Source organism: Luteimonas granuli, from assembly GCF_007795095.1.
GTDB classification, from domain to species: Bacteria; Pseudomonadota; Gammaproteobacteria; order Xanthomonadales; family Xanthomonadaceae; genus Luteimonas; species Luteimonas granuli.
The window spans coordinates 1,520,285-1,541,373 of record NZ_CP042218.1 but is presented as its reverse complement, the minus strand read 5'-3'; the positions used below and the strand labels follow the sequence as shown (position 1 = coordinate 1,541,373).

Genomic DNA, 21,089 nt, shown 5'->3' with positions numbered 1-21,089 from the left:
AGCGGCCATGGCCGACCACGAAGAGCGCCACGGCGTGAGCCGCGACCAGGCCGAGGAGGCCGTGCGCACGCTGCTGCGCTGGGCCGGCGACGACCCGACGCGCGAGGGCCTGCTGGACACGCCCAAGCGCGTGGTCGAGGCCTACGGCGACTGGTTCAGCGGCTATGGCGAGGAGCCGCACGAATACCTCGAGCGTACCTTCGAGGAGGTCTGCGGCTACGACGAGATGATCGTCCTGCGCGACATCCAGTTCGAGAGCCACTGCGAGCACCACATGGCGCCGATCATCGGCAGGGCCCACGTCGGCTACCTGCCCGACGGCAAGGTGGTGGGCATCAGCAAGCTGGCGCGCGTGGTCGAGGCCTATGCGCGCCGCTTCCAGGTGCAGGAGAAGATGACCGCGCAGATCGCCGCGGTGATCGAGGACGTGCTGAAGCCGCGCGGCGTGGGCGTGGTCATCGAGGCCAGCCATGAATGCATGACCACCCGCGGCGTGCACAAGCGCGGAGTCAGCATGGTGACCTCGAAGATGCTGGGCGGCTTCCGCGACGACGCGCGCACGCGCCAGGAGTTCCTGCGCTTCATCGGCGACCCGCGCGGCTGAGTCTGCGGACTCAGCCGGTGGGCGCGGCGGGCTCTTTTTCCGGCGGGCTGATCATGGGCGAGTCGACCGGTGGTGGCGGCCTCTGGGTCTCGTCGATCGGCGGCTCGGCCGGCGCCGGCAGGGACGGGTCGACCGGCGGCGGCAGGTCCGGATCCACGGGCGGTGGCGTCAGCGGGTCGGTCGGCGGCGGGCTGCGCGGCGTGTCCTTGGCCGTGTCATCCGCAGGCGTCCGCTCGGAAGGCAGTTCGCTCACCGGGGTGTAGGCCTCGCCGGGGTCGCTGCAGGCGGTGAGCGCGAGCGCCAGTACGGCGCAGGAAATCGGCAGCAGTCGCTTCATCGCGGGTCCCTGGTCGATGGGCTTCCGGCCAGTCTCGGTGCGGCGACGTGTGCAGGGCGTCCATTTTCCGCTAAGGCGCCGTGCGCGCGGGCCTGCGCTCAGGGTGCCTGCGGCGACGCCACCGGGATCAGCGCCCAGAACGGGACGCCGGCTGCGGCATGCGCGCGCGCCGCTTCGTCGAGGATCTCCAGCAGCATGTCGAAATCCTCCGGCGCGGATTCGCGCAGGCCGCCGACGTGGTCGAGCAGCAGCAGGTAGCCGGGCGCGGGCAGCCAGGACAGGTCGCCCAGGCTGTCGGCAAGCGCGTCCCACCGGGCGTCGAAGCCCGGCGGCAGCTCCAGCGCGGCCGCGAGCGCGTCGAGCAGGGCGCTCCTGTCGTCGGCGAACTCCAGGTCCACCGCCACCACTGCGAAGTCCAGCGCGTTCGCGGCCTCCACCAGCGCGGCGCGGTCGTGGATGTGGACGTAGTAGGCGGCCGCCTGGCTGGCGTCGGCCAGCAGCGCTCCGGTCTCGATGTCGGTCATGGCGCGATCATGCCGCATGCGCGCCGGGCATGCGTCGTGGACCCGCCGTGAAGCCGCGGCTCCGTGTCCGTCGTCCATCCGGCGTGGCGTTCCGGTCACAATGCACGGACTTCCAAGCGAGCGCTGCCATGACGCGAACCACGATCGCGGGACTCCTGATCGCCGGCCTGATGCTGGCCGCCTGCGGAAAGGACGCCCCCGCCCCCGCTCCGGGGGTCGACAGCGCCAACCTCGCCCGCCACATCCGCACCCTCGCCTCGGACGACTTCGAGGGCCGCGCTCCGGACACGCCCGGCGAGGCGAAGACCATCGCCTACATCGCGGAGCAGTTCGAAGCCGCCGGCCTCGAGCCGGCCGGCGACAACGGCACCTGGCTCCAGGCCGTGACCCTGGAACGCAGCGAAATCGGCGGCGATGTCACCACCTCGTTCACCGTCGCCGGAACCGCCATGCCTCTGGCCAACGGCGAAGACATCGCCTTGGAGTCCCTGCACCCGGCCCCGCGCGTGGACCTCGCGGGCGTGCCGCTGGTCTTCGCCGGCTACGGCATCACCGCGCCCGAGCTCGGCTGGGACGACTACGCCGGTCTCGACGTGAAGGACAAGGTGGTCGTGGTGCTGGTCAACGATCCCGATTTCGAGACCGCACCCGGGAAGTTCGGCGGCCGCGCCATGACCTGGTACGGACGCTGGGCCTACAAGTACCTGGAGGCCGCGAAGCGCGGCGCCGCCGGCGTGCTGATCGTGCACGAGACCGCACCTGCCGCGTATCCCTGGGCGACCGTCCGCAACGGCCGCGCCGCGCCCCAGTTCGACATCGTCCGCGACGACGCCGACAGCCACCACCTGCGCGTGCGCGGCTGGATCCAGCGCGCGACCGCCGAACGGCTGTTCGCCGCCGCGGGCCTTGACTTCGACGAGGCCAAGCGCGCCGCGCAGCAGCAGGGCTTCAGGGCCCACGCTCTTGACGATGCCCGTTTCAGCGCCGCCTTCGACGTCGCGCGCTCGCGGATCACCAGCCACAACGTCGCCGGCCTGCTGCCGGGCGCCTCGCGGCCGGACGAAACGGTCATCCTGTCCGCCCACTGGGACGGCTTCGGCATCGGCGCGCCCGACGGAACCGGCGACGCGATCATGAACGCCGCCGTCGACAACGCCACCGCGGTGGCCTCGATCATCGAGGTCGCGCGCGCGCTGCACGCCGGCCCGCGCCCCGCGCGCAGCGTGCTGTTCCTCGCGCTCACCGCCGAGGAAAGCGGCCTCCTGGGTGCGACGCACTACGCCGCGCATCCCCTGCGCCCGCTCGAGACCACCGCCGCGGTGCTGAACCTCGAGATGTGGAGTCCGGACGGTCCGACGCGCGACATCTCGTCCTGGGGCCTGGGCAAGGTCTCGCTGGAGCGTGACCTGGCGGCCGCCGCCGAGGCGCTGGGCCGGACCTGGTCGCCCGATCCGGACCTCGAGGCCGGCTTCTTCTACCGCGCCGACCACTTCGCCTTCGCCCAGGCCGGCGTGCCCGCGATCACCATCGGTCCGGGCATGGACCAGCTGGACGGCGGGGTGGAAGGCGGCAGGGCCGCGCGCGCGGCCTATTTCGCCACGCGCTACCACCAGCCCGGCGACGAGTTCGACGACGGCTGGGACATGCGCGGACCGGTGGCGGACACGGAGGTGGTGCTGCGGCTGGCGCGTGAAGTGGCGGAGTCCGGGGCGTGGCCGTCATGGGACGAGGGGAGCGAGTTCCGCGCGGCCCGGGAAGAGAGCGCGGCGAGCCGGCCGGGAGTGCAGTGAAACCCCACGCCCCCGCCTGCGACCGCAATCGCGATCCGATCCTCGCCGTCCTGCGGGAGCATTTCGCCGACCGCCGCCGGGTGCTCGAGATCGGCAGCGGCACCGGCCAGCATGCGGTCCATTTCGCCGCGGCCCTGCCGTGGCTGGACTGGCAGTGCTCGGACGTCGCCGCACAGCTTGCGGGGATCCGCCTGTGGCTCGACGAGGCTGCGCTGCCGAACACGCCGGCACCGCTCGAGCTCGACGTCGCCCGTGGTCCGTGGCCGGAGTCCGGCCGCTTCGACGCCGTGTTCACCGCCAACACCCTGCACATCATGGGCTGGCCCGAAGTGGAGGCGTTCTTTGCCGGCGCCGGCCGCCTGCTGGATGGCGCGCAGGGAGGGAAGCTCGTGGTCTACGGGCCATTCAACTACGGCGGCGCGTACACCAGCGACAGCAACCGCGATTTCGACGCCTGGCTGGCCGCGCGCGATCCGCGGTCGGCGATCCGCGATGCCGAAGCGGTGGAGGCGCTCGCATCGGCCGCCGGCCTCGGGCGCATGGCCGACGTCGCCATGCCGGCCAACAACCGCTGCCTGGTGTTCTCGCGCGAAAAGGGATGAGGCAATATCCGGGGCATGGGCGCCCCGGCCGACAAGGGTCTTCCGGACATCGGGCCGCTGTTGGGCGATGACGCCCAGCGGGCCGCGAGGCTGGTGGCGATCGAGCTGCAGGCGCGGATCCGCGCCGCCCATGCGCGCCTGGGCGACCCTGGGGACAGAAGTGCGCTGCACGACTTCCGCGTCGCGGTCCGGCGGCTGCGCAGCTGGCTGGACATGGACGTGGTTCTGCCGGGCAGGATGGTCCCGGAGCGGGCGCTGAAGCGGCTGCGCAAGGTGTCAAAGGCGACCAATGCCAGCCGGGACCACGAGGTGTTCGCGAAGTGGCTGCGCGGGCGGCTCGGTGCGCTGTCCGGGGACGAGCGCGCGGCGGCCGACTGGGTGCTCGCTGTCCTCGGGGCGCGGGCATCGCGCAGCGACCCCGGGGTCGGCGGGAAGGTGGAGCGCGAGTACGCCCGGTCGATGGAACTCCTCGACGACAGCCTGCCCTGGTACCGGAGCCTGCACCACGTCGAGCGCGGACAACAGGTGGTGTCGTTCGCGGCCAGCCTGGCCGCGCTGCTGCGCCTGGACGTGGCCGAGCTGCGACGCCGCGTGACGGCGGTGGCGGGCGAGGATGACGGCAAGGCCATCCATCGCGCGCGCATCGCCGGCAAGCGCCTGCGCTACCACCTGGAGCCGGTGGCCGCCGCGGTGCCCGGGGTGCCGGAATGCCTGCAGCGGCTGCGGACGCTGCAGGACCTGCTCGGCGACTTCACCGACGGCCTGGTGTGGATCGACATCGTCCGCGAGGCCGGGAAGGAGGCGCACGACGACGCTGTCCGGCAGGGCCTGGACCGGATCGTGGCGCGGATCGGGAAGCGCGGCGCCCGCCGCTTCCGGGACATCCGCAAGTACTGGCTCACAGGCGAGCCCGCGCTGTTCGCCGGACTCTCCGCGGTGGAAGCCTGGCTGGACGCGCGCGCTCCGGCCACGGACCACGTCTGACCCGCCCGGTACGTGCTAGAACTGGCGGCCCACACCGCCTCCGAGGACCTGCGCATGATCACGCGACGCGACTACCTGAAGCTCTCGGCAGCCGCCGGCGTGGCTCTCGCCATCAGCCCGAAGCTGCTGCTGGCCGACGACAGCCCGCGCGCGCTGATCACCCGGGCCATTCCCGGCACCACCGAGCAGCTGCCGGTCGTGGGACTGGGCAGTTCGGCCTCGTTTTCGCGCGTTGCCGGCGAAGGCGACACCGCCCGCATCCGCGGGATCCTGGAGGCGCTGGTGCGCGAGGGCGGTCGCGTGTTCGACACCGCGCCGGGCTACGGCGCTTCGGAAGAGGTGGCCGGACGCGCGGCGCAGGAAGCGGGCCTCGCCGAGAAGCTGTTCTGGGCGACCAAGCTCAACGTCGCGGGACGCCACGGCGGCGCGGCGGATCCGGCGGCGGCGCGCGCGCAGCTGGAACAGTCCTACGCCCGCATCGGCAAATCGCCCATCGACCTGGTCCAGGTGCACAACCTGGGCGACGTGGCCACGCAGCTCGCCATCCTCCGCGAGGCCAAGGCCGCGGGACGCGTGCGCTACATCGGCCTGACCACCACCTTCGAACAGCAGTACGCCGACCTCGAGCGCCACATGCGCCAGGAGGAGCTCGACTTCATCGGCGTCGACTACGCGGTCGACAACCGCACGATGGAAAAGCGCATCTTCCCCTTGGCGCGGGAACGCGGCATCGGCGTGCTGGCCTACGCGCCGTTCGGGCGCAGGCGTCTGTGGGAGCGGGTGGAGGGCCGCGCGCTGCCGGACTGGGCGGCGGAATACGACATCGCCACCTGGGGCCAGTTCTTCCTCAAGTTCGTGGTCTCCAACCCCGCGGTGACCGTGGCCACGCCGTCCACCAGCCAGCCGCGCAACGTCGTCGACAACCTGGGAGCGGCCATCGGCCGGCTGCCGGACGAGGCGGTGCGCCGGCGCATGGTCGAACACATCGAGGCGCTGGGCTGAAAGGGCATCGGGAGCCCCGGCGCGCTTGACCTGGGTCAGCGCGCCACTCCCGGCGTGGCGTGAACATGGGCCATCGGCGCCCATGGGCGCCGCGTGCAGGAGACGAGGATGGAGTTCCACGTACGCGCGTCGCGGCCCTTGCCGCCGCTGGCGATCATCGAGGACGCGCTGCTCGCGTTCGATCCCGCGTCGGTGGTCGACCTCGACCTGGTGCAGGGCCTGCGCGTGAACGCGGCGATCGACGCCGCCCAGCTGGTGGAACTGCTGAACGGCGTGGGTGGCCACGTGCTGCCCGACGAAGTCGAGCAGCAGCCTTCGGTGTGCTGCGGGGGCTGCAGCGGCTGAGAGTTCCCGCGCCTATTCGCGGAGCGCCCGGTACGCATGCCAGCTGGCATGCCCGAGCACCGGGTAGAGCACGATCAGCCCCACCAGTGCGGTGGCGATGCCGATCGCCGTGAGCAGCGCGATCAGCAGCGCCCACTCGGCGCTCGCCAGGGGATGCCGCGCCACGGCGCGCAGGCTGCCACGCATGGCGTCGCCGGCGCTGGCGTGCCGGTCGAGCATCAGCGGCACGGCGATGACCGAGAGCGCGTAGCCCACCACCGCGAGCACGCCGCCGATACCGGCCCAGGCGAGCCACTGGCTGGAGGACATCATCGGCAGCGCGCTGTCCCACAGCGTCCGTTCGACGTTGGGAGCGATGGGTCCCAGCGTGGCGTTCAGCACCACGGTGGAGACCACCAGCCACGCGGCCGCAAGCGCCAGCGAAGCCATGGCGAAGCGCTCCAGTGCAGAGCGGTTGCGGCCGAGGCCGCGCAGCGATGTGTCGACGGTCGGGGTGTCGCCGGCCTCCATCGCGCGCGAGGCCTCGATCAGTCCCGCGCCCAGGATCGGGCCGACCAGCAGGAAGCCGGACACCGCCGCGGCGATGAAATAGGGGTGGTTGCCGAGCGCGAGGACCAGCCAGCCCATCACGGTGACCATCAGGCCGTACACGAGGCCGACGGAAGGTGTGCGCAGGAAGTCACCGAACCCGTGGGAAAGCCATCGGAACGGTTCGCCGAAACGGATATGCGTCGCTCCGTGGCCCGGATGCGAGGGCAGTGTGCCCGGGTGCAAGGTCTTCATGGCGTCCTCCGGAGTGTGGACAGGACCAGCCACCCGAAGCCGCGTTCCGCCCGCATGGACGGCGGGGGCTTGTCGTGGCGATTTTATCACCACGGCCGTGTCCGGCTTCATCACGCCGACAGGCGGCGCCGCGCAGGCTCAGGCCGCCTGCACGATCCGCAGCGGGTTCGTCCACTCCCGCAGCAGGTCCGCCTCGCGCACCTTCGCCTTCTCCAGGTGCGCATGCTTGACGTGGCCGAAGCCGCGGATGTGCTCGGGGATCGAGGCGATCTCCGTCGCCAGGTCGACGTTGCCGCCGTCGAGCGTCTCCAGCAGGCCCCCCACGGTGCGCTCGTAGTCGGCGATCAGCTGCCGCTCCATGCGCCGCTCGGCCGTGTAGCCGAACACGTCCAGCGGCGTGCCGCGCAGTCCCTTGAGCCTCGCCAGCAGTTTGAACGCACTGAACACCCAGGGGCCGTAGGCCCGCTTGCGCAGCCGGCCTTGGGCGTCGCGCCTGGCCAGCAGCGGCGGCGCGAGGTGGAATTCAAGCCTGAAGTCGCCCTCGAACTGCTGCTTCAGCCGGCGCTCGAACTCGCCGCTGGTGTACAGCCGTGCCACTTCGTATTCATCCTTGTAGGCCATGAGCTTGAAGAAATAGCGCGACACGGCCTCGGTGAGGTCCGTGCTGCCCGGCGCGCGGGTCTCCTCGGCGGTGCGCACGCGGGCGATGAAGTCGGCGTAGCGGCGGGCGTACTTCGCGTCCTGGTAGTCGGCGAGGAAGGCGGTGCGGCGGGCGACCAGCTCGTCGAGGCTGCGCGACAGGCGGGCGTCGTCCAGCGGCAGGAAGGCGACGTTGTCGGCGCCGGCCGGCGCGGTGCCGGCGGCGCTCGCCGGCAGGTGGCGCAGCCCGTCGTCGCGGCGCTGCGGCTTCGGCGCGCTGGTCGCGCCCCACTCGTTGCCCTCCCAGTCGCCCGGCGGCAGCGGGTCGAGCAGCGAGGGCGTGGCCTCGGCCAGGGTGCGCGGGTTGCGCACGATGCCGGCGGCCTCGTACACCGCCTCGATGTCGACCGCCGCCAGGCGGCCCCAGGCGAAGGCCGTCCTGTTCATGTCGATCGCCGCGCCGTTGAGTTCCACCGCGCGCATCAGCGCATCCAGCGACAGCGGCACCAGGCCGCGCTGCCAGGCGTAGCCGAGCATGAACAGGTTGGCGGCGATCGCGTCGCCGAGCAGCGCGGTGGCGAGCTGCGTGGCATCGACGACGTTGAGCGCACGCGCGGCGGCCGCGGCCTCGCTCATCGCCACGTCCTCGCCGCCGCCCAGCGCCTTGCGCACCGCGCTGATGATGTCGGTGGCCGGGAACTGCATGTCCGGGCGCATGGTGAAGGTGCCGGGCATCGCCTCGTAGCTGTTGATCACCACCTGCGATCGGCCGGCGCGCAGCTTGGAGAGCGTCCAGTAGTCGTTGACCACGACCATGTCGCAGCCCAGCACGAGGTCGGCCTCGCCGGCGGCGATGCGCACGGCGTGGATGTCCGACGGCCTCGGCGCGATGCGGATGTGGGTGGTCACCGCGCCGCCCTTCTGCGCGAGCCCCGTCTGGTCGAGCACGGTCGCACCGCGGCCCTCCAGGTGCCCGGCCATGCCCAGCAGCGCGCCGATGGTCACCACGCCGGTGCCGCCGACGCCGGTGACCAGGATGTTCCAGGGCCGCGAGCCGTCGCTGGCGAACACCGGGTCGGGCAGGTTGGCGAGCTTCGACAGGCCGGTTGCCGGCTTGCCCTTGCGCGGCTTGCCGCCGTGCACGGTGACGAAGCTCGGGCAGAAGCCTTCGACGCAGCTGAAGTCCTTGTTGCAGGCGGACTGGTCGATCTCGCGCTTGCGTCCGAACTCGGTTTCCTTCGGCAGCACCGAGACGCAGAACGACTTCACTCCGCAGTCGCCGCAGCCTTCGCAGACCAGCGAGTTGATCGCCACGCGCCTGTCGGGGTCCGGCAGCTTGCCGCGCTTGCGGCGGCGGCGCTTCTCGGTGGCGCAGGTCTGGTCGTAGATGAGGACGCTGGTGCCCTTCACTTCGCGCAGGCGCTTCTGCACGGCGTCGAGCTCGCTGCGGTCGTGGAAGGTGACGCCGGCCGGGAAGATCGAAGGGTCGCTCCACTTCTCGATCTCGTCGGAGAGCAGCGCGATCGCCTCGACGCCCTCGCTGCGCACCTGGTGCGCGATCCGCGGCACCGACAGCGTGCCGTCCACCGGCTGGCCGCCGGTCATCGCCACCGCGTCGTTGTAGAGGATCTTGTAGGTGATGTTGACCCCGGTCGCGACCGACTGGCGGATCGCCAGCGTGCCGGAGTGGAAGTAGGTGCCGTCGCCGAGGTTCTGGAACACGTGCGGCGTGTCCGTGAAGGGCGCCTGCCCCGACCAGGTCACGCCTTCGCCGCCCATGTGGGTGAAGGTGTCGGTGCTGCGGTCCATCCACGTGACCATGTAGTGGCAGCCGATGCCGGCCATGGCGCGCGAGCCTTCCGGCACCTTCGTCGAGGTGTTGTGCGGGCAGCCCGAGCAGTAGTGAGGCACGCGCGGGAACTGCGCGCGCGGCAGCGCCAGCGCGCCTTCCTTCTCCTCCATCCAGCGCAGCACCGCGTGGATGCGCGCGGCGCCATCGCTGCCCTCGGGCATGAAGCGCAGGATGCGGCGCGCGATCACGCCGGCGATGGTCGCCGGCGTCAGCTCGCCGGTGGAGGGCAGGATCCACTCGCCGGACTCGTCGTGCTTGCCGACGATCGACGGACGGCGGCCGCCGTCGAGCCCGAAGTCGAAGTTGTAGAACAGCTCCTTCATCTGGCTCTCGATGAAGGACAGCTTCTCCTCGACGACGAGGATGTCCTCGAGGCCGCGCGCGAAGGCGCGGATGCCCACCGGCTCCAGCGGCCAGGTCATGCCGATCTTGTAGACACGGATGCCGAGCTCCGCGCAGGCGCGCGCGTCGAGACCCAGGTACTCCAGGGCCTGCAGCACGTCGAGGTAGCTCTTGCCGGTGGTGGCGATGCCCAGGCGCGCATCCGGCGAGTCGATCACCACGCGGTCGATGCGGTTGGCGCGGGCGAAGGCCTGTGCCGCCTTCACCGCATACCGGTGCAGGCGCATCTCCTGCTCCATCGGCGGATCCGGCCAGCGGATGCCGAGGCCGCCCGGCGGCAGGTCGAAGTCGTCCGGGGTCACGATCTCGACCGCGAACGGATCGACGTCGACCGAAGCCGAGGATTCCACGGTCTCCGCGATCGTCTTGAAGCCGATCCAGCGCCCGGTGTAGCGGCTCATCGCCCAGCCGACCAGGCCCATGTCGAGGATGTCCTGGACGCCGGCCGGGTTGAGGATCGGCATCAGCGCGCTGGTGAACTCGCCCTCCGAGCCGTGCGGCAGGGTGGACGAGCGGCAGGCGTGGTCATCGGCGGCCAGCGCCAGCACGCCGCCGTGCTTCGAGGTGCCCGCGGCGTTGGCATGCTTGAACACGTCGCCCGAGCGGTCCACGCCCGGACCCTTGCCGTACCACATGCCGAACACGCCATCGACGGTCGCGCCCGGGAACAGGGTGGTCTGCTGCGTGCCCCAGACCATGGTCGCGCCGAGGTCCTCGTTCAGGCCCGGTTGGAAGCGCACGTTCGCGCCGTCCAGGTGCTTGCGGGCGCGCCACAGTTCCAGATCGAAGCCGCCCAGCGGCGATCCGCGGTAGCCGGACACGAAGCCGCCCGTATCGAGTCCCGCGGCCTGGTCGCGCAGGCGCTGCATCATCGGCAGCCGCACCAGGGCCTGGACGCCGGACAGGTAGATCCGCCCCTGTGTGCGCGTGTACTTGTCTTCGAGCGTGTAGTCGGGATCGGTCACGCCCCGGGTCAGGGAGGTGTTCGCGGAGGCGGGCGAGGAGAGTTCGGCGGTGCTGGTCATGAACGGAGGCCCGTGGCAGGCAGGACGCTGGCGGAGGGTGCGCCCGTGCCGGTCCGGCGGGCACGCGAAGCGGCGCGGATTCTAGCAGCGGGTGCGTTTTCCATGATTCCGGCTTAACACCCGCGGGTGCTAGATGCCTGCCCGGAGCCATTCTCCGGGGGAGGAGATGGTCCGATGCCCCAACGGGTGCTCGAAGAAGATGCTCGCGCGCGGCGGTATGGCCGGGCGCTGGTCGCGCTCACCCGCGATATCTCGACGCAGCAGAGCCTGGAGTCGGGACTGGCCCGGATCTGCGAGGTTGCCGCCGAGACCCTGGGGGTCGAGCGGGTCAACGTCTGGCGCCTGGATCCGGACCGGCACGTGCTCCGCTGCATCCATTCCTACGACCAGCGCAACGGCGGCGTCCACAATCCGCCGGGCTACGACGAGACCCTCGACGTCCGCGAATACCGCCGCTGGCTCGACGACGTGAGACTGATCGATGCCGAGGACGTGCAGCAGCACGAGGCCCTGACAGCTTCGCGCGAGGCGCTGGGCGACTATTTCGAGCGCCACGGCGTGGCCTCGCTGCTGGATGCGCCGGTGCGCGGCGATGGCGAGCTCCTGGGCGTGGTCGGCCACGAACAGGTGGGCCGCCAGCGGGCCTGGAGCGTCGCCGACCGGGCCTTCGCCGCCAGCATCGCGGACTGCGTGGTGATACTGGCCGAGATCTGCCGCCGCCGTGCCGCGGAACGCCGCCTGCGCTATCTCGAACTGCACGACCCGCAGACCAACCTGCCCAATCGCGACCACCTGCTGGAGGTGGTCCACAGCGCGCTGCGCACCGCGGATCGCGCGGTCACCGTGATTCATCTCCAGGTCGAGATCGACGAGGGCGATCGCGTGGCCGGGCTCGCCGCGGTGGCGTCGGCGCTGCGCGACGGCATCGGCGCGGAGGCGACGCTGGCACGGGTGCGCGACGATGCCTTCGCCCTCGTCCCCCACCGCAGCCTGCGCGGAGTGGCGGCGCTGGACCTGGCCGGCCGCTGCATGGAGCTTGCCGAACAGGCGGGGACGCCGAGCGGGCTGCGCGCCTGGGCCGGAATCGCCTTCTCGCACGACCTGGCCGAACCCTCGGCGGACCGCTTGCTGCGCAACGCGGAACTCGCCGTACAGCGCGTTCGCAGCATGGGCGGGCTGGAGCGCTGCGAAGTGTTCGATGCCGGCCGGCACCGCGGGCTTCTGAAGCGGATGCGGACCGAGCGCGCGCTGCGCGAGGCGCACGAGCGCGGCAATCTGCACGTGCACTACCAGCCGGTGGTCGACCTGGCGGCCGGCCGCATCCGTGGCGCCGAGGCCCTGCTGCGCTGGCACGACGGCGCCGTCTGGCGACCGGCCTGCGAGTTCATCGACGTGGCCGAGTCTTCCGGGCTGATCGTGCCCCTGGGGCGCTGGGTCCTGGTCGAAGCCTGCACGGCGGCGGCGGCGTGGCAGGGCGTCGAAGGGGAGCCCCCGCCGCAGCTCTCGGTCAATGTGTCCGCGCGCCAGGTCGCACAGCCGGGACTGGTCCCCGACGTCGCCGCCGCGCTCGAGGCCTCGGGCCTGGCGCCGGGCCGGCTGTGGCTGGAGCTCACGGAGACGGCCCTGCTTCCCGACACGCCGATCGCGATCGACGCCCTGGGGCGGCTGCGCGCGCTGGGAGTGCACATGGTCCTCGACGACTTCGGCACCGGCCACTCCTCGTTCGCGCGGCTCAAGCACCTGCCGATCGACGGCCTGAAGATCGACCGCGACTTCGTCGCCGACCTGCCGGACGATCCGCTGGACATGGCGATCGTGTGCTCGGTGGTGGCGGTGGCGGACAAGGCCGGACTGGTCGTGGTCGCGGAGGGCGTGGAGACCCCGCGCCAGGCGGATGCGCTGCTGGAATGCGGCGTGGTCAAGGCGCAGGGCTACCACTACGGGCGCGCCATGCCGGAGGCCGACCTGCGCGGGATGTTCGCCCGTCCGGGCTGAATCCGCGGGCAGCAGCCGCTACCATGCTTGCGGGGAGAGGGGCCCCGTCATCGCAGTGAAGCAATGAATCTCACCATCGCGCGCCGGATCGGCGCAGTCGTTCTCGCGGCCGTTCCGCTGGGTCTGTGGGCGCAGGAGATCCCGGGGCCGAAGGAGTTCTACTTCGAGCCCGATGTCCATGTGGCGCGGCCGCTGGAGCTGTATCCCGGCAGCGACGACGAGACCGTCGACCGCCTGCTCAAGGTCCGCGAGCGCGGCCGCCGCGACGCCGTGCTGGCCACCGCGCAGCTGGCGCGGATCGCGTATGCCGGCGGCCGCAGCGAGATCGGCGCCTCGCTTTATGCGGAGGCCAGGCAGCGCCCGGACAACACGCGCCAGCGCGACGCACTGCACTGGAACCACGGCTGGGACCTGTACCGCAGCGGCGATGTGGCCGGCGCGCTGGAGCAGTGGCGCATCGCCGGCACCGATCGCCTGAAGGGGCCGGCATGGCTGCCTCCGACCCTGGCCCTTGGCCTGTGGCGGCTCGAGCGCCGCGAGGAAGCCGTGCGCTGGTATGCCGCCGCCGTGCGCACCGAGCCGCAGCTGTGGCATTCGCCCGACCTGGCCCGCCTGCTGCCGGACTGGACCGACGCCGACCGTGCAGTGCTGGCCGAGGTCGCCGCCGCCTGGCAGGCGGACCCGCCCGCCTGGCCCTGACCGGCCTGCCGCGGGGCCCGGAAGGCGGGCCGCCTTGCTAAGGTCGCAGTCCCGCCGCTGCTTCCGTGCCCGCATGTCCGTCCGCATCCGAGTCCTGCTTCCCGTCCTGCTGCTCGCGCTCGCGCCGGCAGGCGCCGCCGACCGCATCACCGGCCAGCCCTTCGCGACCCGCAGCGAGGTGCACGCGCCCAGCGCGATGGCCGCCACCTCGCACCCGCTGGCGACCCAGATCGCGCTGGACGTGATGAAGGCGGGCGGCTCGGCAGTGGACGCCGCGATCGCCGCCAACGCCGCACTGGGGCTGATGGAGCCGACCGGCAACGGCATCGGCGGCGACCTGTTCGCCATCGTCTGGGACCCGAAGACGCGGAAGCTGCACGGCTACAACGGCTCGGGCCGCTCGCCGAAGTCGCTCACCGCGGCCGAGTTCGCGCGCCGCGGGCTCGACGACATCCCGCCGCACGGGCCGCTGCCGGTCACGGTGCCGGGCACGGTGGACGGCTGGTTCGCCCTGCACGAGCGCTTCGGTCGACGCACGATGGCGCAGAACCTCGCCCCGGCGATCCGCTATGCGCGCGACGGGCATCCCGTGCACGAGACCATCGCCTATTACTGGGCGCGCTCGGTGCCGCGCCTGTCGAAGTGGCCGGGCTTCAGCGAGCAGTTCACCGTCGCCGACGGCCAGGGCCGCCGCGCGCCGCGCACCGGCGAGACCTGGAAGAACCCGAACCTGGCCGACACCCTGCAGAAGATCGCCGACGGTGGCCGCGATGCCTTCTACGCCGGCGACATCGCGCGCACCATCGATGCGTACTTCAGGGCGCACGACGGCTTCCTCTCGTACGAGGACATGGCCGCGCACCGGGGAGAATGGGTCGAGCCGGTGTCGACCCGCTACCGCGGCTACGACGTCTGGGAGCTGCCGCCCAACGGCCAGGGCATCGCCGCGCTGCAGATCCTGAACCTGCTGGAGCCGTACGACCTCGCTTCGTACGGTTTCGGCAGCCCGGAGCACGTGCACCTGTTCGTCGAAGCCAAGAAGCTCGCCTTCGCCGATCGCGCGCGCTGGTACGCCGACCCCGCCTTCCATCCGGCGCCGGTGGCGAAGCTGATCTCCAAGGAGTACGCACGGGAGCGCGGCAGGCTGATCTCGCCCGACCGCGTGCTGCGCGAGGCCCAGCCGGGCACGCCGCGGCAGTTGGAGGAGGGCGACACCATCTACCTCACCACCGCCGATGCCGACGGCATGATGGTCTCGCTGATCCAGTCCAACTACCGCGGCATGGGCAGCGGCATGGCGCCGACGGGACTGGGTTTCATCCTGCAGGACCGGGGCGAGCAGTTCGTGCTCGGCGACGCGTCGCATCCCAACGCCTACGCGCCGGGCAAACGGCCCTTCCACACCATCATCCCGGCCTTCGTCACGAAGGACGGCGCGCCCTGGCTGTCCTACGGCGTCATGGGCGGTGCGATGCAGCCGCAGGGCCACGTGCAGATCCTGCTCAACATGATCGATTTCGGCATGAACCTGCAGGAGGCCGGCGACGCGCCGCGGATCCACCATGACGGCTCCACCGAGCCGGCCGGGCGGGCGACGGTGATGAGCGACGGCGGCCGCATCGAGCTGGAATCCGGCTTCCCGCAGGCCACCGTGCGGGCGTTGATGGATCTCGGGCACTCGGTGCGCTGGGCGCAGGGCCCTTACGGCGGGTACCAGGCGATCATGGCCAACCCCCAGGGCGGCTGGACCGGCGCCAGCGAGTCCCGCAAGGACGGCCAGGCCGCCGGCTACTGAACGCCGCATGCAGCGTGCGGCCGCGATGGCGCGGTCGCGACGCGGACCGCGGATATGCTGCGGCGACTCTTCCGCCGATGGAGCCGCACATGCGCATCCGTGTCCTGTTGCCCCTGCTGGCCTCGACGCTGCTCGCGGCGCCCGCGTTCGCGCAGATGCCGGATCTCCGGCCGGCGCCGGAATCGCGGCCGGACGCGCGGGAGGCGGAGCGTGCGCAGGCGCGCGCCGCCGCCTGGCAGGCCTACGGACTGCGCGTGGCCCGGGCGCTGGGACGCTCGGACGGTGCGCGCGACCTCGCCCTTGCCGTGCTGATCGAGGCGACGGTACGGAGCCAGGGCGAGGGCGGTGTCGCTGCGGCGGATGTCGAACGCTGGCGTCTCGAAGCCGTGGCCGGCGGCGCGGGCGACACCATCACCCAGCAGCTGCTCATGGCCGCGGGCCATGCATCCGGCGACCAGGCCGCCGCGGCCGCGGCCGCACGCCGCTGGCAGTCGCTGTCGCCCGGCAACCTGGCACCGCTCATGCACCAGGGGCTCGGCGCGGAGGAGGTGCTTGCCGCGGCGGCGCGGTCCAGCCGCAACGCTCCGGACCCGTACCCCGTGCTGCACTGGATCACGTCGGCGCTGGCCCGCCATCCGCCCGGCGCGGCCGAATGGGCGGCCCTGGGGGACGGTGCCCCGCCGTCCGCGGCCGCGAACGCGGCGATCTGGGCCTCGTCGCTGCAGGGCCTGCTGGAGCCCGACTACCGCGACGTGCTCGGCGCCTGCACCGGGCGCGGGCTTCGCGCCGCCGGCCGCCCCGAAGCCTGCCGGCACATGGCCGACCTGCTGCTGGCGCGGCCGCAGACGGTGCTGGACGAGCGCATCGGCCTGTCGATGGCGCGCGCACTCACGCGCAGCGCTGCCGAGCGCGCGCCGCTGGACGCGCGCCGCCGCGGCGTGGACTGGCGCCAGGAGCAGCTGGCGGAACTGGCCGCGCGCGAAGACGGTGATGCGGCTGCCGCGGAGCGCCAGGCGCGCTTGCTCGCCGATCCCGCGATCGACACCGAGGACGCGATCGTGCGCCGCACGCTCGCCGCCGCCGGCCTGGCCCAGGAGCCCCCGGCCGCATGGCGCGCGCCCTGGCAGCGCCCGCCGCGCTGAGCGGGCCCGCGATGGTGGGAGGGAGAGGCACTCCGGGTGCGCGGCGTCACGCGGGGCGGTGTACCCTCGATCGTGCGATGTGGAAGCCCTGACAGGAGCTCGGATGAAGACGGTGCTGGTGGCCAGTTCCAAGGGCGGTGCGGGCAAGACCACGGTCGCGACCCACCTCGCCGCGCACGCGGCGGTCGACGGTCTGCGCACCGCGATCATCGACGCCGATCCGCAGCAGTCCTCCATGCGCTGGGCGGAGCGCCGCGCCGGAATGGACAGCGCGGTGCTGCCGATCGCCGGCGCCCGCCGCGCGAAGTCGACGTGGAAGTCGCTGCCCGAGGACACCCAGCGCGTGATCATCGACGCGCCGGCCGGCTCCATGGCCGATGACCTGGACGCCTGGCTCGAGCACGCCGACGCGGTGGTGGTGCCGGTGCAGCCTTCGGCGCTGGACCTCGACGCCACCGTGCCCTTCCTCAACACCCTGGCCCAGCACCCACGGGTCCGGCGCGGCGAACTGCGCGTGGGCCTGGTGGCCAACCGCATGAAGCCCTGGACCAGCGCGTCCCAGGCCACGCTCGACCTGCTCGCGCAATGGCCCTATCCGGTGGTGGCCTCGCTGCGGGACAGCCAGGCCTATGTTCTGCTCGTGGGGCTGGGGCGCAGCCTGTTCGACTACCGCTCGACCCGGGTCCGCGGCCACCAGGAGGACTGGGAAACGCTGCTCACATGGCTGCGCAGGGCCTGAGCGTCACCGGCGCGCAAGGAAAGGACAGGAACATGGCGACCGATACGAGGGAGATCCTGCTGCTGCGCCACGCCCACGCGGAGCAGGCCGGCCCGGGACAGGCGGATTTCGATCGGCCGCTGTCGCCGGAAGGACAGGCCGAGGCCGAGTCCGCCGGCCGCTGGCTGCTGGAACGCCAGCTGGTACCCGACCAGGTGCTGTGCTCGCCGGCGCGGCGCACGCGCGAAACCCTGGAAACCGTGCTCTCGGTGGTCGGCTACGTCGACCAGCGGCTGGAGCCGGCCATCTACGAGGCCACGCCGGGCACCCTGGCCGCGCTGGCCGACCGTTACCGCGACGTCGGGCGTTTGATGCTGGTCGGACACAACCCGGGCCTGGAGCGCCTGGCCGCGCTGCTGTACAGCGGCCAGTCGGGCGACTACCGCGGGATGCCGCCGGGCGCGATCGCCCTGCTGCGGCTGCAGGTCGGCGCCGAGGTCGAACCCGGCGCGGCCAGCCTCGTCGACTTCTGGTGGCCGTGAGCCGTGCCTGTGCGACCGTCTGGCCATTCCTCCTCGTCGTCCTGCTGGCGGCGTTGCCGGCCCGCGCGTCCGAGATCGATCCGCTCGCGTCCGAGGCCGGCTTCGAGCTGGTCACGCGCTGGGGCGAACTGGTCCTGGGGCGTTTTCCGGTCCTCGAAGGCCGGCTGACCCGGCTCGACGACGGGCGGCGGCGGGTGCGGGTGTCGCTGTCGGCGACCCATGTCGAGATCGTGGGCAGCCGCCGCCACAGCTACTTCGCGCGCGGCCGCGGCTTCTTCGACGCCGAGCGCTATCCGTGGGTGACCTTCGAGTCCGATCCCTTCGACGCGCGCCTGCTCGCCGAAGGTGGGCCGCTCCCGGGCGTGCTCCACATCCGCGACGTGCAGCGCCGCGAGGTCTTCATCGTGGCGCCCTCGGCCTGCGACCGGCCGGCGCTGGACTGTCCGGTGCGGGTGGCCGGCGTGATCGACCGCGGGCACTACGGCATGAACCGCTGGACGTTCGCCATCGCCGGCAAGGTGCGCTTCGAGTTCCGCATCCATCTGGCGGGGGAGGCGGAATGAGTCCGCTGCTCAGGCTGCTGGCGCTGGTCGCGGCGCTGGCCGCCGGCGGCTGCGCCACCCTGACGCCCGAGCAGGGCGCCGCCGCCTCGCGCGTGGCCGAGGCCGCGCGCCCGGTACGGGTGGACTGTGCCCGCGACGACGCCTGCGCCACGCCCTCGGCGCTGCGCGCGCTGGGCGAGGATGCGCTGGACGGCAGCGCCCCCGGTGCACCGCGCCACCACGCGCTGATCATCGACTACGGTCAGGACGCCCTTCTGGCGCGGCTGAGCCTGGTGCGCTCGGCGCAGCGCGCGCTCGACGTGCAGACCTACATCTTCGACGAGGACGACGCCGGCCACCTGTTCCTCGACGAACTGCTGGCCGCGGCGCGGCGCGGGGTGCGGGTGCGACTGCTGGTGGACCAGCTCTCGGCGCTGCGCGAGGTGCAGACGCTGGCGGCGCTGTCGGGTGCCCACGCCAACTTCGAGATGCGCATCTACAACCCGCTGCTCGGGCGCGCGCGCATCACCTACCCCCAGTACGTGCTGGCCGCGGCCTGCTGCTGGCGGCGGCTCAACCAGCGCATGCACAACAAGCTGCTGCTGGTGGACGGCATCGCCGGCATCACCGGGGGGCGCAATTACCAGGACAGCTACTTCGACTGGGACCCGGAGTACAACTTCCGCGACCGCGACCTCTTCGTGGCCGGGCCTGTGGTGGCGGAGATGGCGGCCAGCTTCGAGGAATACTGGAACGCGCGCCTGACCCGCACGCTGCCGGGGCTCAGGGACGTCGGCCGCCTGCTGCTGCGCAACGGGGTGCCGCCGCTGCCGCACGAACCCTTCAAGCTGCCGGCGCGGGTGGAGCGGATCTCCCGCGACGCCGACGATCCACGGCTGGTCGACGCGCTTGCCGCGCAGGCCCTTCCGGTAGGCGAGGTGGTCTTCATCTCCGACCCGCCGGAAAAGCACCGCCGTGACTACGGCGACGTGGCGCCGTCCACGCGCGGCCTGCGCGAGTTGATCGAGGGCGCGCGCGAGGAAGTGCTGCTGCAGACGCCCTACCTGGTGCTCTCGCCCGCGGCGCAGGATCTCTTCCGCGAGCTGCGCCAGCGCGACGATCCGCCGCGGGTGCGGGTCTCGACCAACAGCCTGGCCGCCACCGACGCCTTCATCACCTATGCGCTGTCGTACAAGTACAAGCGCCGGCACCTGCGCGAGTTCGGCTTCGAGATCCACGAGTACAAGCCGTTCCCGCAGGATGCGCCGATCGACGTCGAGGCCACGGGCACCGTGGACCTCGAGGCAGCGGAGTCCACGCATGGGCGCCGGCGCGCACGGCCGCTCGAGCGCGAGTATTCGGCGCTGCGCTGGTCCGGCTTCTCGGCCCACGAACGGGTGCCCCTGCTCCGCGGCGGCGTGCGCTTCGGGATGCACGCGAAATCGCTGGTGGTGGACGAGCGCGTCGGCGTGGTCGGCACCCACAACTTCGACCCGCGTGGCGACAACTACAACACCGAGAGCGCGGTGGTGATCGAGGATCCGTCGTTCGCGCACGCGCTGGCCGCGAGCCTCCGTCGCGACATGGCGCCGGCCAACGCCTGGGTCATCGCGCCCCGCGACCGGCCGGTGGTGCTGTCGGGCCTGGACTATTCCCTCGGCAAGGTCTCGGAATCGCTGCCGGTGTTCGACCTGTGGCCCAACCGCTACGCGACCAGCTACGAATTCCGGCCCGGGCCGGGATGCCTGGAGCCGCCGCCGCTGCACGACCCGCGGTTCCGCGGATGCCACGAGCCGGTCGGCGACTTTCCCGAGGTCCGCACCGGCCTCAGGACCCTGCTGACGCGGATCTTCACCGCCTTCGGCGTCGGGCTGGCCCCGATCCTCTGAACACCTCCGGGCACCGTTCGTCGGCAGGACATGCCGGCGCGGGCGTGCGTGACCTTTGGCCTATTGCAGTAGGGGGGTGGTGTGGTACTTTACCAACACACCAGCCCACACCCCCCAAGGAAACCGCCATGTCCCGCATCGACTCCAACGCCAACGTCCTGAACGCCAACGTCCTCAACGCCGCCGACCGCCGCCTCCCCACGGCGCGCCCCGCGCGTTACCGCTCCCGCGACTACGGTTCCGGCTATGGCAACAGCAGCGGCTACGCCGCCGCCCGCCGCTACACCCCGGGCAGCCAGCCCGCCGCGCGCTTCCGCATGGTCTGACCGATTGACCCGGGGGGACCGAAGGCCCAGGCTGGCGCGCCCCCGCCGCCAGCCTGGCCATCGGAGCCCATGAGCATCCCCGGCACCACCATTTTCCGCCGCGACCAGGACCTGGCCGCGCTCAACGCCCTCTCCAGGGGCACCGCGATCGAGGCCCTCGGCATCGAATTCACGGGCATCGGCGCCGACCACCTGGTCGCGACCATGCCGGTCGATGCCCGCAGCCGCCAGCCCTACGGCCTGCTCCACGGCGGCGCTTCGGTCCTGTTGGCCGAAACGCTCGGAAGCAGCGCCGGCAACATGTGCATCGCGGAAGGCGAGGTCTGCGTCGGTATCGAGATCAATGCCAACCATGTGCGCGCCGTCCGCGAAGGCATCGTCACCGGAACCGCGCGCCCTCTCCACCTCGGGCGCAGCACCCAGGTCTGGGAGATCCGGATCGAGGACGCGCGCGGCCGCCTGGCCTGCGTGTCCCGGCTGACGCTCGCGGTCGTGCCCGCCGCCTGAGGCGGGCGGCGCTGCTCTACCCGCCCCCGGCGGGCATCCGGTATC

Annotated in this window: 20 protein-coding genes; 16 read left to right on the top strand and 4 right to left on the bottom strand. The window is 72.0% G+C overall.

All coding sequences use genetic code 11. From position 1 onward, the window contains the following. The first annotated feature begins 7 nt into the window (after nucleotides 1-7). Nucleotides 8-604, top strand: a complete 597-nt coding sequence (folE, locus tag FPZ22_RS07050; RefSeq protein ID WP_144891644.1) for a GTP cyclohydrolase I FolE — start codon at nucleotides 8-10, stop codon at nucleotides 602-604. 10 nt (nucleotides 605-614) lie between these two features. Here folE and FPZ22_RS13635 read toward each other — a convergent pair whose 3' ends face one another. Both FPZ22_RS13635 and FPZ22_RS07040 read right to left on the bottom strand, forming a co-directional pair. Continuing rightward, nucleotides 615-941, bottom strand: a complete 327-nt coding sequence (locus FPZ22_RS13635; protein WP_168198965.1) for a hypothetical protein — start codon at nucleotides 939-941, stop codon at nucleotides 615-617. Between the two features lie 98 nt (nucleotides 942-1,039). Then, nucleotides 1,040-1,465 (bottom strand): barstar family protein, encoded by a 426-nt coding sequence (locus FPZ22_RS07040; protein WP_168198964.1) that lies wholly within the window; start codon nucleotides 1,463-1,465, stop codon nucleotides 1,040-1,042. Nucleotides 1,466-1,593: 128 nt separating this feature from the next. On the opposite strand from FPZ22_RS07040, the gene FPZ22_RS07035 reads away from it, so the two are divergent. The 5 genes from FPZ22_RS07035 to FPZ22_RS07015 all read left to right on the top strand — a co-directional run bounded on the left by FPZ22_RS07035 (nucleotide 1,594) and on the right by FPZ22_RS07015 (nucleotide 6,188). Further along, entirely contained in the window at nucleotides 1,594-3,255 is a 1,662-nt protein-coding gene (locus FPZ22_RS07035; RefSeq protein WP_144891638.1) for a M28 family peptidase, read from the top strand. Continuing rightward, nucleotides 3,252-3,857: a DUF938 domain-containing protein gene (locus tag FPZ22_RS07030; RefSeq protein ID WP_246120660.1), complete on the top strand. Its 606-nt coding sequence runs from the start codon at nucleotides 3,252-3,254 to the stop codon at nucleotides 3,855-3,857. Before FPZ22_RS07035 ends, FPZ22_RS07030 begins: the two co-directional genes overlap by 4 nt. Nucleotides 3,858-3,872: 15 nt before the next feature. After that, nucleotides 3,873-4,841: a CHAD domain-containing protein gene (locus tag FPZ22_RS07025; protein ID WP_144891636.1), complete on the top strand. Its 969-nt coding sequence runs from the start codon at nucleotides 3,873-3,875 to the stop codon at nucleotides 4,839-4,841. Nucleotides 4,842-4,895: 54 nt separating this feature from the next. Beyond that, nucleotides 4,896-5,843, top strand: coding sequence for an aldo/keto reductase (locus FPZ22_RS07020; protein WP_144891634.1), 948 nt, complete (start codon nucleotides 4,896-4,898; stop codon nucleotides 5,841-5,843). Between the two features lie 108 nt (nucleotides 5,844-5,951). After that, nucleotides 5,952-6,188 carry a hypothetical protein gene (locus FPZ22_RS07015; protein WP_144891632.1) on the top strand — a complete coding sequence of 79 codons (237 nt, stop codon included), beginning with the start codon at nucleotides 5,952-5,954 and terminating at the stop codon, nucleotides 6,186-6,188. Between the two features lie 12 nt (nucleotides 6,189-6,200). Here FPZ22_RS07015 and FPZ22_RS07010 read toward each other — a convergent pair whose 3' ends face one another. Then, nucleotides 6,201-6,971, bottom strand: coding sequence for a DUF2189 domain-containing protein (locus tag FPZ22_RS07010; protein WP_168198963.1), 771 nt, complete (start codon nucleotides 6,969-6,971; stop codon nucleotides 6,201-6,203). A 138-nt stretch (nucleotides 6,972-7,109) separates the two neighbouring features. Further along, nucleotides 7,110-10,889 carry an indolepyruvate ferredoxin oxidoreductase family protein gene (locus FPZ22_RS07005; RefSeq protein WP_144891629.1) on the bottom strand — a complete coding sequence of 1,260 codons (3,780 nt, stop codon included), beginning with the start codon at nucleotides 10,887-10,889 and terminating at the stop codon, nucleotides 7,110-7,112. Nucleotides 10,890-11,063: 174 nt separating this feature from the next. Between FPZ22_RS07005 and FPZ22_RS07000 the strand changes: the two genes are divergently transcribed. The 10 genes from FPZ22_RS07000 (at nucleotide 11,064) to FPZ22_RS06955 (ending at nucleotide 21,044) form a co-directional block, all read left to right on the top strand. Next, nucleotides 11,064-12,884 carry a putative bifunctional diguanylate cyclase/phosphodiesterase gene (locus FPZ22_RS07000; RefSeq protein ID WP_144891627.1) on the top strand — a complete coding sequence of 607 codons (1,821 nt, stop codon included), beginning with the start codon at nucleotides 11,064-11,066 and terminating at the stop codon, nucleotides 12,882-12,884. A gap of 63 nt (nucleotides 12,885-12,947) precedes the next feature. Beyond that, complete coding sequence (locus FPZ22_RS06995; RefSeq protein WP_144891625.1) at nucleotides 12,948-13,583, top strand: tetratricopeptide repeat protein; 636 nt, start codon at nucleotides 12,948-12,950, stop codon at nucleotides 13,581-13,583. Nucleotides 13,584-13,656: 73 nt separating this feature from the next. Continuing rightward, a complete protein-coding gene (gene ggt, locus FPZ22_RS06990; RefSeq protein WP_144891623.1) occupies nucleotides 13,657-15,378 on the top strand; it encodes a gamma-glutamyltransferase in 1,722 nt (573 codons plus the stop codon). Between the two features lie 89 nt (nucleotides 15,379-15,467). Continuing rightward, complete coding sequence (locus FPZ22_RS06985) at nucleotides 15,468-16,520, top strand: hypothetical protein (RefSeq protein ID WP_144891621.1); 1,053 nt, start codon at nucleotides 15,468-15,470, stop codon at nucleotides 16,518-16,520. A 103-nt stretch (nucleotides 16,521-16,623) separates the two neighbouring features. Next, nucleotides 16,624-17,259, top strand: coding sequence for a ParA family protein (locus FPZ22_RS06980; protein ID WP_144891619.1), 636 nt, complete (start codon nucleotides 16,624-16,626; stop codon nucleotides 17,257-17,259). Nucleotides 17,260-17,291: 32 nt separating this feature from the next. Further along, the gene (locus tag FPZ22_RS06975) at nucleotides 17,292-17,780 is read left to right on the top strand and encodes a SixA phosphatase family protein (protein ID WP_144894013.1); all 489 of its coding nucleotides are present in this window, start codon (nucleotides 17,292-17,294) and stop codon (nucleotides 17,778-17,780) included. Next, the gene (locus FPZ22_RS13630) at nucleotides 17,777-18,343 is read left to right on the top strand and encodes a YceI family protein (protein ID WP_168198962.1); all 567 of its coding nucleotides are present in this window, start codon (nucleotides 17,777-17,779) and stop codon (nucleotides 18,341-18,343) included. Before FPZ22_RS06975 ends, FPZ22_RS13630 begins: the two co-directional genes overlap by 4 nt. After that, entirely contained in the window at nucleotides 18,340-20,211 is a 1,872-nt protein-coding gene (locus tag FPZ22_RS06965; protein ID WP_144891615.1) for a phospholipase D family protein, read from the top strand. Before FPZ22_RS13630 ends, FPZ22_RS06965 begins: the two co-directional genes overlap by 4 nt. A 128-nt stretch (nucleotides 20,212-20,339) precedes the next feature. Beyond that, entirely contained in the window at nucleotides 20,340-20,537 is a 198-nt protein-coding gene (locus FPZ22_RS06960) for a hypothetical protein (RefSeq protein WP_144891613.1), read from the top strand. A gap of 69 nt (nucleotides 20,538-20,606) precedes the next feature. Then, entirely contained in the window at nucleotides 20,607-21,044 is a 438-nt protein-coding gene (locus FPZ22_RS06955; RefSeq protein ID WP_144891611.1) for a hotdog fold thioesterase, read from the top strand. Nucleotides 21,045-21,089: the final 45 nt, after the last annotated feature.

Bases quoted from the DNA above. Each gene is read 5' to 3' on its own strand.
- folE (WP_144891644.1), top strand. From the start codon at position 8: ATGGCCGACCACGAAGAGCGCCACGGCGTGAGCCGCGACCAGGCCGAG.
- FPZ22_RS13635 (WP_168198965.1), bottom strand. From the start codon at position 941: ATGAAGCGACTGCTGCCGATTTCCTGCGCCGTACTGGCGCTCGCGCTC.
- FPZ22_RS07040 (WP_168198964.1), bottom strand. From the start codon at position 1,465: ATGACCGACATCGAGACCGGAGCGCTGCTGGCCGACGCCAGCCAGGCG.
- FPZ22_RS07035 (WP_144891638.1), top strand. From the start codon at position 1,594: ATGACGCGAACCACGATCGCGGGACTCCTGATCGCCGGCCTGATGCTG.
- FPZ22_RS07025 (WP_144891636.1), top strand. From the start codon at position 3,873: ATGGGCGCCCCGGCCGACAAGGGTCTTCCGGACATCGGGCCGCTGTTG.
- FPZ22_RS07020 (WP_144891634.1), top strand. From the start codon at position 4,896: ATGATCACGCGACGCGACTACCTGAAGCTCTCGGCAGCCGCCGGCGTG.
- FPZ22_RS07015 (WP_144891632.1), top strand. From the start codon at position 5,952: ATGGAGTTCCACGTACGCGCGTCGCGGCCCTTGCCGCCGCTGGCGATC.
- FPZ22_RS07010 (WP_168198963.1), bottom strand. From the start codon at position 6,971: ATGAAGACCTTGCACCCGGGCACACTGCCCTCGCATCCGGGCCACGGA.
- FPZ22_RS07005 (WP_144891629.1), bottom strand. From the start codon at position 10,889: ATGACCAGCACCGCCGAACTCTCCTCGCCCGCCTCCGCGAACACCTCC.
- FPZ22_RS07000 (WP_144891627.1), top strand. From the start codon at position 11,064: ATGCCCCAACGGGTGCTCGAAGAAGATGCTCGCGCGCGGCGGTATGGC.
- FPZ22_RS06995 (WP_144891625.1), top strand. From the start codon at position 12,948: ATGAATCTCACCATCGCGCGCCGGATCGGCGCAGTCGTTCTCGCGGCC.
- ggt (WP_144891623.1), top strand. From the start codon at position 13,657: ATGTCCGTCCGCATCCGAGTCCTGCTTCCCGTCCTGCTGCTCGCGCTC.
- FPZ22_RS06985 (WP_144891621.1), top strand. From the start codon at position 15,468: ATGCGCATCCGTGTCCTGTTGCCCCTGCTGGCCTCGACGCTGCTCGCG.
- FPZ22_RS06980 (WP_144891619.1), top strand. From the start codon at position 16,624: ATGAAGACGGTGCTGGTGGCCAGTTCCAAGGGCGGTGCGGGCAAGACC.
- FPZ22_RS06975 (WP_144894013.1), top strand. From the start codon at position 17,292: ATGGCGACCGATACGAGGGAGATCCTGCTGCTGCGCCACGCCCACGCG.
- FPZ22_RS06965 (WP_144891615.1), top strand. From the start codon at position 18,340: ATGAGTCCGCTGCTCAGGCTGCTGGCGCTGGTCGCGGCGCTGGCCGCC.
- FPZ22_RS06960 (WP_144891613.1), top strand. From the start codon at position 20,340: ATGTCCCGCATCGACTCCAACGCCAACGTCCTGAACGCCAACGTCCTC.
- FPZ22_RS06955 (WP_144891611.1), top strand. From the start codon at position 20,607: ATGAGCATCCCCGGCACCACCATTTTCCGCCGCGACCAGGACCTGGCC.